This window comes from Pseudomonas salicis, assembly GCF_057128705.1.
Window position 1 is genome coordinate 1 of the sequence record NZ_JBSKHU010000002.1, and the last position, 13,754, is coordinate 13,754.

11 protein-coding genes, 3 tRNA genes and 2 pseudogenes are annotated in these 13,754 nt (G+C 60.9%); 2 read left to right on the top strand and 14 right to left on the bottom strand.

Features of this window, described 5'->3' with window-relative positions; all coding sequences use genetic code 11:
- A pseudogene (locus tag ACWKWE_RS05995) lies at positions 1–126 on the top strand (threonine dehydratase); the annotation flags it as partial.
- Positions 127–405: 279 nt separating this feature from the next.
- Here ACWKWE_RS05995 and ACWKWE_RS06000 read toward each other — a convergent pair.
- Entirely contained in the window at positions 406–1,251 is an 846-nt protein-coding gene (locus ACWKWE_RS06000; protein ID WP_483849994.1) for a DUF2242 domain-containing protein, read from the bottom strand.
- A gap of 375 nt (positions 1,252–1,626) precedes the next feature.
- Here ACWKWE_RS06000 and kdoO point away from each other — a divergent pair, with 375 nt between their 5' ends.
- Positions 1,627–2,502 carry a Kdo hydroxylase KdoO gene (gene kdoO / locus ACWKWE_RS06005; RefSeq protein WP_483849995.1) on the top strand — a complete coding sequence of 292 codons (876 nt, stop codon included), beginning with the start codon at positions 1,627–1,629 and terminating at the stop codon, positions 2,500–2,502.
- Positions 2,503–2,533: 31 nt separating this feature from the next.
- On the opposite strand, the gene ACWKWE_RS06010 is transcribed toward kdoO, so the two are convergent.
- The 13 genes and pseudogenes from ACWKWE_RS06010 to ACWKWE_RS06070 form a co-directional block, all read right to left on the bottom strand.
- The gene (locus ACWKWE_RS06010) at positions 2,534–3,799 is read right to left on the bottom strand and encodes a 3-phosphoshikimate 1-carboxyvinyltransferase (protein WP_166596787.1); all 1,266 of its coding nucleotides are present in this window, start codon (positions 3,797–3,799) and stop codon (positions 2,534–2,536) included.
- Positions 3,800–3,915: 116 nt separating this feature from the next.
- On the bottom strand, positions 3,916–4,869 hold the full coding sequence (locus ACWKWE_RS06015; protein ID WP_483849996.1) for an NAD-dependent epimerase/dehydratase family protein: 954 nt from the start codon (positions 4,867–4,869) through the stop codon (positions 3,916–3,918).
- Between the two features lie 133 nt (positions 4,870–5,002).
- Positions 5,003–5,079, bottom strand: a tRNA-Asp gene (locus ACWKWE_RS06020).
- Between the two features lie 155 nt (positions 5,080–5,234).
- A tRNA-Asp gene (locus ACWKWE_RS06025) sits at positions 5,235–5,311 on the bottom strand.
- Positions 5,312–5,377: 66 nt separating this feature from the next.
- Positions 5,378–5,453, bottom strand: a tRNA-Val gene (locus tag ACWKWE_RS06030).
- Positions 5,454–5,665: 212 nt separating this feature from the next.
- The gene (locus tag ACWKWE_RS06035) at positions 5,666–6,430 is read right to left on the bottom strand and encodes an SDR family oxidoreductase (protein WP_371928576.1); all 765 of its coding nucleotides are present in this window, start codon (positions 6,428–6,430) and stop codon (positions 5,666–5,668) included.
- A gap of 24 nt (positions 6,431–6,454) precedes the next feature.
- Positions 6,455–7,666: an O-succinylhomoserine sulfhydrylase gene (locus ACWKWE_RS06040; protein ID WP_166596784.1), complete on the bottom strand. Its 1,212-nt coding sequence runs from the start codon at positions 7,664–7,666 to the stop codon at positions 6,455–6,457.
- Positions 7,667–7,687: 21 nt separating this feature from the next.
- Positions 7,688–9,196, bottom strand: coding sequence for an amidophosphoribosyltransferase (gene purF / locus ACWKWE_RS06045; RefSeq protein ID WP_166596783.1), 1,509 nt, complete (start codon positions 9,194–9,196; stop codon positions 7,688–7,690).
- 12 nt (positions 9,197–9,208) lie between these two features.
- Positions 9,209–9,796: a CvpA family protein gene (locus ACWKWE_RS06050; RefSeq protein ID WP_166596782.1), complete on the bottom strand. Its 588-nt coding sequence runs from the start codon at positions 9,794–9,796 to the stop codon at positions 9,209–9,211.
- Positions 9,797–9,937: 141 nt separating this feature from the next.
- Positions 9,938–10,621: an SPOR domain-containing protein gene (locus ACWKWE_RS06055; RefSeq protein ID WP_483849997.1), complete on the bottom strand. Its 684-nt coding sequence runs from the start codon at positions 10,619–10,621 to the stop codon at positions 9,938–9,940.
- Positions 10,605–11,911: pseudogene (gene folC / locus ACWKWE_RS06060) on the bottom strand (bifunctional tetrahydrofolate synthase/dihydrofolate synthase). The gene ACWKWE_RS06055 and the pseudogene folC overlap by 17 nt, the downstream one beginning before the upstream one ends.
- On the bottom strand, positions 11,908–12,828 hold the full coding sequence (gene accD, locus ACWKWE_RS06065; protein WP_166596779.1) for an acetyl-CoA carboxylase, carboxyltransferase subunit beta: 921 nt from the start codon (positions 12,826–12,828) through the stop codon (positions 11,908–11,910). Before accD ends, folC begins: the two are co-directional and overlap by 4 nt.
- 290 nt (positions 12,829–13,118) lie before the next feature.
- Positions 13,119–13,739: a phosphoribosylanthranilate isomerase gene (locus tag ACWKWE_RS06070; protein ID WP_483849998.1), complete on the bottom strand. Its 621-nt coding sequence runs from the start codon at positions 13,737–13,739 to the stop codon at positions 13,119–13,121.
- Between the last annotated feature and the right edge of the window lie 15 nt (positions 13,740–13,754).

Genomic DNA, 13,754 nt, shown 5'->3' on the forward strand with positions numbered 1-13,754 from the left:
CGGGTCGTGGCGGGGTTGGTGGTGCCGGAAGATGAGCGGCATCTGGTGCCGAAGGCGCTGGCGGAGATTGGGTATCCATATTGGGATGAGTCAAATAACCCGGCGTATCGGTTATTTCTCGGCTGATGGGATCGCCTGAAACGGGGGGTGTCGGATATGGACGTACCCTCTTGATTCTGCCCGAAGGGCGTAGGAGTGCCGGGGTGGCGCTCCACCTTGCCTGCGATCCATTGCGCAGCAATGGCAAATCCAGCACACACGGTGGGTCTGAAATACCGCGTCAGCCGGGTTTACGACTGCTGCGCAGCCGATCGCGAGCAAGCTCCTACGCCTTCGGCAGAAGCGGACCGATGCCAAGCACCAAACCGCCTTCGGCAGAACCAGAGGGGTGGCCGCCTCAGGCACTCACTGCGCTGGCGTAGCCTCTGGCGCGGTTGTCGGCGCGGCTTCTTCGGCTGGCGTCGGGGCTGGCTCTGCTGGCGCAACGGCTTCAGCCTTCACCGGCTCAGGCTCGGCAGGCGCAGGCATCGGCTCGCTGCTTTGCTCGGCGGCGGCTGCCGGTTGCGTCGTTGGCGTGGCCAATGGCGCAGGGGTGGCAGCCGGGGCCGTGGCGGGCGCTTCGGCCGGTTTCTGCTCGGTCAACGCAGCCGCCTTGGCAGGTGCAGGCTCTGGCATGCCCAGATCGGTCTTGGGCTTTTCTTCGATGTGCGCCGCTTTCTTCACCTCAGGCGGCAGGAAATTTTCCACCAACCCAAAGAAGCGGTCATAAAACTTGGAAGACGCCACCGTTTCACTGGCGACCTTGACCATCGAATCATCGGTCGAGCCAATCGGCATCGACACCGAACCCAACACGCCCACACCCAGGCTCGCCGAGTTGTTCACCTTTTTCAACGCATAGCGGTCTTGCAAGGCGTTGGCGAACATCGTGGCCTTGCCATCGGCGCCACCGTCAGCGGCACAGACCACGTTGAAGCTGATTTCCATGTGGGTTTCGCCGGTCTGCTGGAAGCTCTTGTGACCGGCAATCATCTTAGGATCACTGCTGGTAATGATGTACCCCTGACTCAACAGGGCGCGGCGGCCCGCTTCGCAGGTGGCGGCATCGGAAACGGGATAGGTGCGTGAGAACGTCCCGGCGTCATCGAAGTTTTCGTGCTCGTAAATGGCCTGTTTCTTGGACGAGCAGCCTGCGGCGGCCAGCAGGGCGAGCGCCCAGCATGCAGTACGAAAGCTCAGTAATTTAGACATCAAACATCCCGGGGAAAAAGGTCGACAGAACAGTGGACCGGAGAAAACGCGGGTAAGTCTGCAACAAGCACCGCGCAGGATCAACGCAGAGTTTGCACAGATGTCGATACATACCGGGTTTTCACCGGTAATCCAGACGTCCCGGCCCCATCGCACGGCGCTATGGGGCAAATCGCAGACGCCATTACTCCACACATTAAATTCGCTGGACGGTCCGGACAATCGACCGACGGCTGATTTTACCCGCCCTAGAACCCTCACCAGACGGTCCATTTGCGAAAGCGTCGAACCCGGCATATTGTCTTTGTAACATTTGGTAATAACTTGCGAGTCGAGCACAGGGCATGCCCCTGCGGCGTCCGAGGACCATGAACTATGTCGCACGTTGTAAACTTCGCCGTGTCGGAGTGGGCTCCCCGGCTGGACGCTGAAACCCAGGCAAGCATCATCGACGCACTTGAATCCGGTGATGTGGTGTTTCTGCCACAACTCGAATTCGTCCTCGAAGAAAAAGAACGCACCCTCTTTCAATCAGCCCTGCTGGGCCGCAGCAAAAACATCAGTTTCTTGCCCGCCAAAGGCGAACTCAAGGGCACAGACAGCATCGGCTCCGAACGGCAGGTGCTGCAGGCCATGATGGCCCGTTTCGCCCGCGCTACAGCAGACCTCACCTCTCACCTGCTCGGTCTCTATGCCGGCGAATTAAAGCAAGCACGTACCAGCTTTCGTCCCGTGGAAATCGTTGGTCGCCAGACGTCCTGGCGCAAGGACGACTCGCGCCTGCATGTGGATAACTTTCCCTCATCACCCTGCGGCACGCAGCGCATTCTTCGGGTGTTCAGCAATGTCGACCCTGGCAACCACCCGAGACACTGGCGAGTGGGCGAACCGTTCGAATCGGTGGCCCGGCATTACCTCAAGACGCTCAAGGCGCCGCTGCCTGGCTCAAGCCGCGTCTTGCAAACCTTGGGCATCACGAAAACCCGCCGCAGCGAATACGACCACTACATGCTGCAACTGCATGACCGGATGAAGGCTGACACCGCTTATCAACAACGTGCAGGCTACACGGACGTCTCGTTCCCGTCCGGCAGCAGCTGGATGGTCTTTACCGACCACGTCTCTCATGCCGCCATGGCCGGGCAATTCGCGCTGGAGCAGACCTTCATGCTGCCGGTGGACGCGATGCATACCCCGAGCCAGGCCCCACTCCGAATTCTGGAAGGGTTGATGCAGCGACGGCTGGCCTGATACGCCAGCCGGGAAACGCCTCAGCGCTGACTCAGATCTCACCGTGTTCCAGACGCACGCCGAGAAACTCCAGCGCGCGCCAGTAGCCCGGGTACGTCTTTGCGACGCAATCCGGGTCCTGGATACGCACGCCGGACACTTTCAGCCCTGCCAAGGCAAAGCACATGGCAATGCGGTGGTCGGAGTGGGTGTTGATCAGCGCGGTGCTGCTGGTACCCGCGAGACCCGGATCGGACGCCACCAACAGATCGTCACCTTCGACCGTCGCCAGCCCCGGACGTACCTGGTTGAGGCCGTCATACAGCGCCTGAACGCGGTCGCATTCCTTGACCCGAAGATTGGCCAGATCGACAAAACGCACGGGGGTATTGTTGAACGCCGCCAATACCGCCAGCGTCGGGATCGCGTCCTGCATCTGCGAGCCGTTGATCACCGGCTGCATGTTCGGGAACTGCGCAATCATTTCCATCGCTTTCGCGTCTGGCTGAGTGAACGCCTCGGCCGCCACACCCAGATCGATCTTGCCGCTGGTGAGGGCTTCGGCCGCCCACAGGTAAGTCGCCGCCGACGCGTCTGGCTCAATGTGGTAATCGCAGGCGGTGTAGCCGGTCGGCGACACGCGCCACAGGGCTTCATCCACCACCTCGACCTCAGCCCCGAAGGCGCGCATGCAGGCCAGGGTCAGATCGATGTAGCCACGAGCGCCAATCTCCTTGCCGGTCAGCGCCACTTCAATAGGGGCCTCACCGCAGGCCGCGACCATCAACAGGGCCGACACGTACTGGCTCGACAAACCGCCGTCGATTTCGAAGCGTGTGGCCTTGATCGCGCCCGTGCCATGGATCACGACCGGTGGGCAGCCCGTGGCACTTTCGGCGCTCAGGCCGCCTTTGCGCAACGACTCCAGCAAAGGGCCGATCGGGCGCTTCTGCATGTAATGGTCACCGTCGAGGGTGACGACCCCGTTGACGGTCGCGACGGCGGCCGTCAGGAAACGCACGGCGGTGCCTGCGTTCCCCAGAAACAGAGCAGCGTCAGGAACGTTCAGACGGCCACTGCTGGTGACCACAAAGCTGGTGTCGTCCGGCTCATCGATGGTCACGCCCATCTGCCGCAACGCGTTGGACATGTGCCGGGTGTCATCGCTCTTGAGCGCGCCGCGCAGGTGGCTGGTGCCCCTGGCCAAGGCCGCCAGCAGCAACGCACGGTTGGTAATCGACTTGGAGCCGGGGGGCGCGACATGTCCCGTCAACGGTACACCGGGTGGAATCACAGTGATGGTTTGGTTCATGCCCATGGTCCAGCTCTCCAAGTTCGAAATCAGCGCCGCTTTAAACAAGCCGCCAATCATGGCATTTATCGTGGTGATCTGCAGCAGCCCTATGCCACGAGCGCTGCAGGAAAAGTCTGCCGCTAGCGCGGGCTCTGTCGGTTGGCACGGTATTCACGCCCCACCTGCGCCAGCGAGGCTAGGGTGTCGTTGTGGGGCCGATACCCCAACACATCGCGGGCTTTGCTAGAGTCCACCGTCAGCGAACCGCACAGCTTCGTGTAGGTGTCTTCCTTGCCGATCAGCCTGAACAGAAACGCCAAGAGCGAGGGCGGTACGGGAATGGACCACAGCCGCTTTTGCATACCCTGCGCCAGCGCGACGAGGATCTGATGGGTGGACACGTCGGAGCCGTCGCTGGCGAGGAACAATTGGCCAGCGGCGTCAGGATGCTGAATAGCGAGCGCGATCAGATTCGCGAGGTTATCCACGGAGATCAGGCTACGGGCATTGCGCACCTGCGCAAGCGGGCTGGGAAGGCCTTTTTCGACCACTTTGAGCAGGGTTCGAAAATTGCCCAGCGCTTCAGCGCCGTAAACCAGCGGCGGGCGAATGATCACCCACTCCGTGGGCGTTCCGTCGAGCAGCGCACGCAAACCGTTCTCGGCATCGAGCTTGGAGCGGTCATAGGCCACCACCGGTTGCGGCGCCGACGCTTCGGTAAAACGCTGCTGCTCGGAGGCATTGCCATTGACCCGGATCGTACTGACGAAGATGAAGCGTTTAACCCCGGCTTCCAGAGCCAGCCGTGCAAGCCGAGCAGTGGCTTCGTGATTGACCTCCCGGTAGAGCTCCGGCGCGTCATTGCGTGGGTCCATCACATGCGCCCTGCCCGCCAGATGCACGATGCAGTCCGTGCCTTCGATGCAGTCCCGCAGCGACGACGTATCGATGAAATCCTTCGCACGATAATCGACACCGGCAACGGTCCCACTGCCTCGACGGGACAGTCCGATGACCGTGTGCCCTTGTTCGATCAACACCTGGCAAAGCCGCGTGCCAATGAACCCGGTGGCGCCTGTGACGAGAATCCGCATGATTCGCTCTCCATGGACTGGGCGGGATGATAAGCGCTGAAATGAGGGGCTGCTTTTCGCAGGCACAAAAAAAGCGACCCTGAGGTCGCTTTCTTTGTCGCTTCAAGGAGTTCAAGGGCCTTGAAGCTATGTATGGCGCAGCGGACGGGACTCGAACCCGCGACCCCCGGCGTGACAGGCCGGTATTCTAACCGACTGAACTACCGCTGCGTGTCGCACAGACTTTCATCTGTTTAACTCTTTTCACAGACTTTCGTCTGTTTAACACTTTCGAAACAAGTCTCGTGTACGTGTTTCGTATAACACTGATCGAAGGCCTTTGCTTTCAATCTCAAACCAGACTCGGAAGTCTGATCTGGAAAATATGGCGCAGCGGACGGGACTCGAACCCGCGACCCCCGGCGTGACAGGCCGGTATTCTAACCGACTGAACTACCGCTGCGCAGTGGTGGACTTTCGTCCTGCTGAATCTCAGTAGCCTTCAGCGTGCTTTAAAACTTCTCAACGATGGTGGGTGATGACGGGATCGAACCGCCGACCCTCTGCTTGTAAGGCAGATGCTCTCCCGGCTGAGCTAATCACCCTTTGCTTCGCTGAGGCCGCGAAATTTACGCAGGTGCCGAACCTAAGTCAATAGCCTGATTGAAGTTTTTTTAAAAAGCAGCAATTTCAGCTTCAAGCTTCGAGCCGCAAGCTTCAAGCAAAGAAGTCCTGCGCTCCCACAAAAAAGCGAGCCATCAGCTCGCTCTCGTTTCGGCTTTTACTTGCAGCTCGACGCTCAAAGCTCGCAGCTGCCTCACTCAACGTAGATCATCTTCTTGCTCATGCCACCGTCGACCACGAACTCCTGCCCTGTGACGAAACCGGCGTTCTTCGACAACAACCACGCCACGGTCGCGGCCACGTCTTCCACCGTCCCTACCCTGCCCGCCGGATGCTGCGCATGATCGGCGTCGGATAGCGGCTCGGCACGGCGCCTGGAAGGGTCACGGGCGTCGATCCAGCCGGGGCTCACGGCATTGACCCGTACCTGTGGGCCAAGACTCATCGCCAGCGCATGAGTCAGCGCCAGCAGACCGCCCTTGCTCGCGGCGTACGCCTCGGTGTCCGGCTCGGATTGTCGCGCCCGCGTTGAACTGAGGTTGACGATGCTGCCACCGTGGGCACGCAAGTAGGGCGCACAGTGCTTGGCGAGCAGCATAGGGCCGGTCAGGTTCACCGCCAGCACACGGTTCCAGTGGGCCAGATCGAGGCTTTCCAGCACCGTATTGCGAGGGTCGGCCACGGCCGCGTTGCAGACCAGCGCGTCCAGGCGACCAAACATGCCCAGTATTTCAGCGACGCCACTGGCGACCTGATCTTCACTGGACACATCCATGCCGATGAACGACGCGTTTTCACCCAGCACACCCGCCACCGCGTCGCCGCGCTGCCGATCAACATCCGTCAGCACGACCTGCCAACCCTCAGTGATCAGCCAGGCGGCGATGCCCAACCCGATTCCCCGCGCGGCGCCTGTCACCAAGGCAACGCGGCCGTTGTGCACACCGGCGGCTTCCACCACTAACTCATTCACAGGGATCACTCACAAGGCGGCCAGGCCACGCGCCAGATCGGCCTTGAGGTCGGCCACATCTTCCAGACCCACCGCCACGCGGATCAGGCTGTCGCGAATGCCCGCTGCTTCACGCTCCGCTGGCGACAAACGGCCGTGGGACGTGGTGCTCGGGTGAGTGATCGTGGTCTTGGTGTCGCCCAGGTTGGCCGTGATCGAAATCAGGCGTGTGGCATCAATGAAGCGCCAGGCGCCCTCTTTGCCGCCTTTGACTTCGAAGCTGACCACGGCGCCAAACGCCTTCTGCTGACGCTTGGCCAAGTCATGCTGCGGATGGCTTTCGAGACCGGCGTAATGCACCTTCTCGATACCGTCCTGCTGCTCCAGCCATTGCGCCAGCTCAAGGGCGCTCTGGCAGTGGGCACGCATGCGGATGTTCAGGGTTTCGAGACCCTTGAGAAACAGCCAGGCGTTGAACGGGCTCAGGCTCGGGCCGGCAGTGCGCAGAAAGCCGACGACTTCTTTCATCTGCTCGCTGCGACCGACGACCACGCCCCCCATCGCACGGCCCTGGCCGTCGATGAATTTAGTGGCCGAATGCACCACCACGTCCGCGCCCATGCGCAGCGGCTGCTGCAAGGCCGGGGTGCAGAAACAGTTGTCGACCACCAGCATCGCGCCTTTGGCATGCGCGATTTCAGCCAGTGCCGCGATGTCCACCAGCTCGGCAAGCGGGTTGGACGGCGACTCGACGAACAGCAATTTGGTGTTGGGCTTGATCGCCGCGTCCCAGCCGGACAATTCGGCCAGCGGGACGTAATCGACCTGAACACCAAAGCGTTTGAAATACTTCTCGAACAGGCTGATGGTCGAACCGAACACGCTCTTCGACACCAGCACGTGATCGCCTGCGCTGCACAGACTCATCACGGTCGCGAGGATCGCCGACATGCCAGTGGACGTCGCCACCGCCTGTTCCCCCCCTTCGAGCGCCGCGATGCGCTCTTCGAAGGAGTGCACCGTTGGGTTGGTGTAGCGCGAATAGACGTTACCCGGCTGCTCGCCCGCAAACGTCGCGGCCGCATCGGCTGCCGTGCGGAACACGTAGCTGGAAGTGAAAAACAGTGGATCGCTGTGTTCGCTCTCCGGCGTACGGTGCTGACCAGCGCGTACGGCGAGGGTGTCGAAACCCACGCCTTCCAGATCGCTGTCCAGTCGACCGGCATCCCATTGCTGAGTCATGCCGCCTACTCCTTGTCTGAATTAGTTGTTGTACAGATCGATGATCGCACTCACAGCCTGAGTCTTGACCTTCGAGGCGTCGTTACGCGCCTGTTCGATCTTGTTCAGGTAATGCTCGTCGATGTCACCGGTCACGTACTTGCCGTCAAAGACCGAGCAATCGAAGTTGTCGATCTTGATCTTTTTGCTGCCACTCACCGCCTCTATCAGGTCCGTCAGGTCCTGATAGACCAGCCAGTCGGCACCGATGAGGTCGGCCACGTCCTGGGTGGAACGGTTGTGAGCGATCAGCTCGTGGGCACTCGGCATGTCGATGCCGTAGACGTTAGGGAAGCGCACGGCCGGGGCTGCTGAACAGAAATACACGTTCTTGGCGCCGGCTTCACGGGCCATCTGGATGATCTGTTTGCAGGTAGTCCCGCGTACGATCGAGTCGTCGACCAGCATCACGTTCTTGCCCCGGAACTCCAGCTCGATGGCGTTGAGCTTCTGGCGTACGGATTTTTTCCGCGCCGCCTGACCCGGCATGATGAAGGTACGGCCGATGTAACGGTTCTTGACGAAGCCTTCGCGGAATTTCACGCCCAGGTGGTTCGCCAACTCCAGCGCGGCGGTGCGGCTGGTGTCCGGAATCGGGATGACCACGTCGATGTCGTGCTCGGGGCGCTCGCGCAGGATCTTGTCAGCCAGCTTCTCGCCCATGCGCAGACGCGCCTTGTAGACCGAGATGCCGTCGATGATCGAGTCCGGACGCGCCAGATAGACATGTTCGAAAATGCACGGCGCGTATTTCGGATTGGTCGCGCACTGACGGGTGTGCAGCTTGCCGTCTTCGGTGATGTACACGGCTTCGCCCGGAGCCAGATCACGGATCAGGGTGAAACCCAGCACGTCCAGCGCAACGCTTTCCGAGGCGATCATGTACTCGACGCCTTCATCGGTGTGACGCTGGCCGAACACGATCGGGCGGATGGCGTCCGGGTCGCGGAAACCGACGATGCCGTAACCGGTGATCATGGCCACGACCGCGTAGCCACCGCGGCAACGGTTATGCACGTCGGTGACGGCGGCGAAGATGTCTTCTTCGGTCGGCTGCAGCTTGCCGCGCACGGCCAGCTCGTGAGCGAAGACGTTGAGCAACACTTCCGAGTCGGAGTTGGTGTTGACGTGGCGCAGGTCGGATTCGTAAATCTCCTTGGCCAGTTGCTCGACGTTGGTCAGGTTACCGTTGTGCGCCAGGGTGATGCCGTACGGCGAGTTGACGTAGAACGGCTGGGCTTCGGCCGACGTCGAACTGCCCGCGGTTGGATAACGTACGTGACCAATGCCCATGTGCCCGACCAGGCGCTGCATATGGCGCTGATGGAACACATCACGAACCAGACCGTTGTCCTTGCGCAGGAACAACCGGCCATCATGGCTGGTCACGATACCGGCAGCGTCCTGGCCGCGGTGCTGGAGGACGGTGAGCGCGTCATACAGCGCCTGATTGACGTTCGACTTGCCGACGATACCGACGATGCCACACATGCGACACAACCCCTACTTAGTGGAACTGGATTTACCGATCACATCCTGCGGCGTTACCGACGGCAGGAGCTGATCCTTGAACGGGATATCAACAGGTACGCTGATCCCGCTGGCGAGCCACTTGCTGGACATCCCGAGAATCAGGTTTTTCGACCAGTCAGCGACCATTACGAACTGCGGCAGCAATCTGGACTGCTGCCACCATTGATCCTGTTGCACCGGGCCAAGGCTCAACAGCCCGACCGCAACCACAACCAGCAGGCCTCCGCGCGCGGCGCCGAAGACCATGCCCAGAAAACGATCGGTCCCGGACAGGCCGGTGACGCGAATCAGTTCCCCGATAAGAAAGTTGACCATGGCGCCGACCAAGAGTGTGGCGACGAAAAGAATGGTGCAGCCCGCAATCACGCGCGCCGAAGGTGTTTCGATGTAATTGACCAGATACTGGGCCAGCGAACCGCCAAACATCCAGGCTACGGCACCTGCGATGATCCAGGTCAGCAACGACAGTGCTTCTTTGACGAAGCCGCGCTTGAGACTGATCAAAGCGGAGATGGCGACAATCGCAATGATCGCCCAGTCAACCGGAGTAAATGACACGTTGCAGCCTACAGACTGATGAGGCGGCGCATTTTAGCAGAGCGCTCGCCCGGCGGTAAGCAGGGATTGTGGGTGGGCGGCAATTAAGACAAACGATGGGGTCTGAGCGCGAAGTCTGAGGCTTCGCGCGAAACCTGCCTCTTATTTATGCTCGGGCTGAAAGCGCACCACGATACCCTTGAGCTTCTGCTGCTTGTCGAGCTGGTCGCGCAGGCGGTCGGCTTCGGCGCGCTCGATCAACGGCCCGACGAAGACACGATTCACGCCATCCGACGTCCGGATGTACGCGTTGTAGCCTTGGGTGCGCAACGTTTTCTGCAATGCGTCGGCGTTCGCCCGGTTCGACAGGCTGGCCACTTGGACAGCCCAGGTGATGGAAAGACCGTTCGCGTCGACACGGTTCGTGTCCTGAGCCAGTGCAGGTGGCGCGGCAGGTGCTGGAGCAGTTGCTTTTGCGGGGGCTGGTGCAGGCGCCGGAGCAGCCGGTTTCGCAGCAGGCGCAGGCTTGGATTGCGGCGCAGGCTTGGTGGGCGCCGGAGCAATCGGCATCGAAGGCGGCTGCTGATTGACCGGTTGCGTGGGCTGAGCCAATTCTTCGTCGCTCGGCACCGGCTCCTGCGGCAGCGGCTGCTGCTCGGGCACCGCCACCGGGTCAACCTTAATCTGCGCAGCGGCAGGCGCTTGAGGTGCCGCCGGGGCGTCCACCTGTACATGGCGTGCTTCATCCTGACGCGAAAACAGCATCGGCAGAAAAATCACCGCAATGGCAATCAATACCAAGGCACCGACCATCCGCTGCTTGTACGCCTTATCCAGCAAAGCCATGTGTCACTTCCTCCGTGACGCGCCAGCAAGCCATTCCAGGGCCTCGGCTACGCAATAAAAAGACCCGAACAGAACGATTTCGTCGTCAGCCGTGGCGTGAGCGCACTGCGCTTCAAGCGCCTGCGCGACACTGGGGTAGGACGTCACGACCGCGCCAAGGTTCTGTAATGCCTCGGCAATCTCTTGTGCCGAGCGACTGCGCGGGGTTGGCAACGGCGCCACGGCCCAGCTTTCGAAACAGGCGGTCAGCTCGCTCAACACGCCGTCCAGGTCCTTGTCGCTGAGCAGGCCGAATACCGCCAGACGCTTGCCTTTGACCGGACGTTGATTCAAACGCTGGGCGAGGAACACCGCCGCGTGCGGGTTGTGACCCACATCAAGCAGGACGTGCAACGGCTTGCCTTGCCATTCGAATGAACGGCGATCCAGACGCCCGGTCACTTGCGTATTTGATAGCGCCTGGCGGATCGACGCCTCCTGCCACGGCAAGCCCAGCAGCAGGTAAGCCTGCAACGCCAGTGCCGCGTTCTGCATCGGCAGATCGAGCAGCGGCAGATCGCGCAATTCAACACGCTGGCCATCGGCACCCGTGCCGAACCAGTGCCAGCTCGATGCACCGAGAGTCAGATCGAAATCAGTGCCGCGCAGCGACAGCGGGCATTTCAAGGCGCTGGCTTGATCCAGCAATGGCTGAGGCGGGTCAATATCACCGCACAGCGCAGGACGACCTTCACGGAAAATGCCGGCCTTTTCGAACGCCACTGATTCACGGGTGTTACCGAGCCATTCGGCGTGATCGACGCCAATGCTGGTCACCAACGCCATGTCGGCGTCGATCAGGTTCACCGCATCCAGACGCCCGCCCAGGCCGACTTCCAGTACAACAGCGTCCAGCGCCGCCTGCTCGAACAGCCAGAACGCGGCGAGAGTGCCCATTTCGAAGTAAGTCAGGGATATATCGCCCCGCGCCTTCTCGATGACGTCGAATGCTTCGCACAGCTGTTCGTCGGTGGCTTCGACGCCCTGCACCTGGACCCGCTCGTTGTAACGAACCAGGTGTGGCGAGCTGTAGACGCCCACCTTGAGGCCTTGCGCCTGAAGCAACGATGCCACGAACGCGCACGTCGAGCCTTTGCCGTTGGTGCCTGTCACCGTGATGACACGCGGAGCGGGATGACGCAGGCCAATGTGCAGCGCCACCTGTCGCGACCGCTCCAGACCCATGTCGATGGCCGACGGATGCAGTTGCTCCAGGTAGCTGAGCCAGTCGCTCAGAGAGCGTGCGGTCATATGTTGGCCGGTGCAGGGGGCACCACGATCGGCTCAAGTTTCGGCGCCACGAATTTAGGCGTCGGCAAACCCATCATTTGCGCCAGCAAGTTACCCAGACGCTGACGCAGCTCCTGACGGTGAACAATCATGTCGATCGCACCGTGATCCAGGAGGAATTCGCTGCGCTGGAAGCCTTCCGGCAGTTTTTCACGCACGGTCTGCTCAATGACGCGTGGACCGGCAAAACCGATCAGGGCTTTCGGCTCGGCCACGATCACGTCGCCCAGCATCGCCAGACTAGCGGAAACGCCGCCGTAGACCGGGTCGGTCAGCACGGAAATGAACGGCAAGCCTTCTTCGCGCAGACGGGCCAGCACAGCAGAGGTCTTGGCCATCTGCATCAGGGAGATCAGCGCTTCCTGCATGCGGGCGCCACCGGACGCCGCGAAGCAGATCATCGGGCAGCGTTTTTCCAATGCGTAGTTGGCGGCCTGCACGAAGCGCTCACCGACGATGGCGCCCATGGAGCCACCCATGAATGAGAATTCGAAGGCACTGCACACGACCGGCATGCCCAACAGGGTGCCGCTCATGGAAATCAGCGCGTCTTTTTCACCGGTCTGCTTTTGTGCAGCGGTCAGGCGGTCTTTGTACTTCTTGCTGTCGCGAAACTTCAGGCGGTCGACCGGCTCCAGGTCGGCACCGATCTCCTGACGGCCTTCGACGTCGAGGAAGATGTTCAGGCGCGCGCGGGCGTCGATACGCATGTGGTGGTTGCATTTCGGACAGACGTCAAGGGTCTTTTCCAGCTCTGGACGATAAAGCACCGCCTCGCAAGACGGACACTTGTGCCAGAGGCCCTCAGGTACCGAGCTTTTCTTGACCTCGGAACGCATGATCGAAGGGATCAGTTTGTCTACCAACCAGTTGCTCATGCTTTCTTTCTCCAGTACCGGTGGCCAGAACGCAGTGGCATCGAAGCCACGCGCATGCCTTTAAACTAAATTCGTGTGCTGTGTCGCGAAGTGTCCTGCAACGATCGGCGCCAACGCCTGACCTGCTGCCACGACACATTCGTCGACACTGCCCTCAACTGCTTACAGCGAAACGCTTGCACGTCTTCGCCCGTTCAATTTTGGCGACCCGCGAACCGTGGTCGCAGGGTAGTGGACGGCGACCGCCTGCCTGCCGTCACATCGGTGGCCATCACCACCGGAAAAAACGTTCAGGCCCCGTGGACCGCACTCATGAAGGCCCGGATCTTGTCGTGATCCTTGAGCCCCTTGGACTTTTCTACCCCGCCGCTGACGTCTACCGCGTAGGGATGAACCTGAGCAATCGCCTGCGACACGTTGGCCGACGTCAATCCACCCGCCAGAATGATCGGTTTGCTCAACTGTTTTGGAATCAATGCCCAGTCGAAAGTTTCGCCCGTGCCACCCGGCACGCCAGCCACAAACGTGTCGAGGAGGATACCGCTCGCCTTGTCGTACAGCGCGCAACTGGCGGCGATGTCGTCGCCAGCCTGGACCCGCAGGGCCTTGATCCACGGACGGTGGTAGCCCTCGCATTGTTCGGGGGTTTCATCGCCATGGAATTGAATCAGGTCAAGCGGGACGGTATCGAGCAGCGCCTTAAGCGCCTCGCGTTCGGCATTGACGACCAGCCCGACGGTACTCACGAAGGGTGGCAATTGGGCGATGATCGCCTGCGCCTGCTCGGCCGTGACGGCCCGTGGACTCTTGGGGTAGAACACGAAGCCGATGGCATCGGCTCCCGCATCGACAGCGGCCAGCGCATCTTCTATGCAGGTAATCCCGCAGATCTTGCTGCGAACGGCTGACATGTAGTGAATACCTCA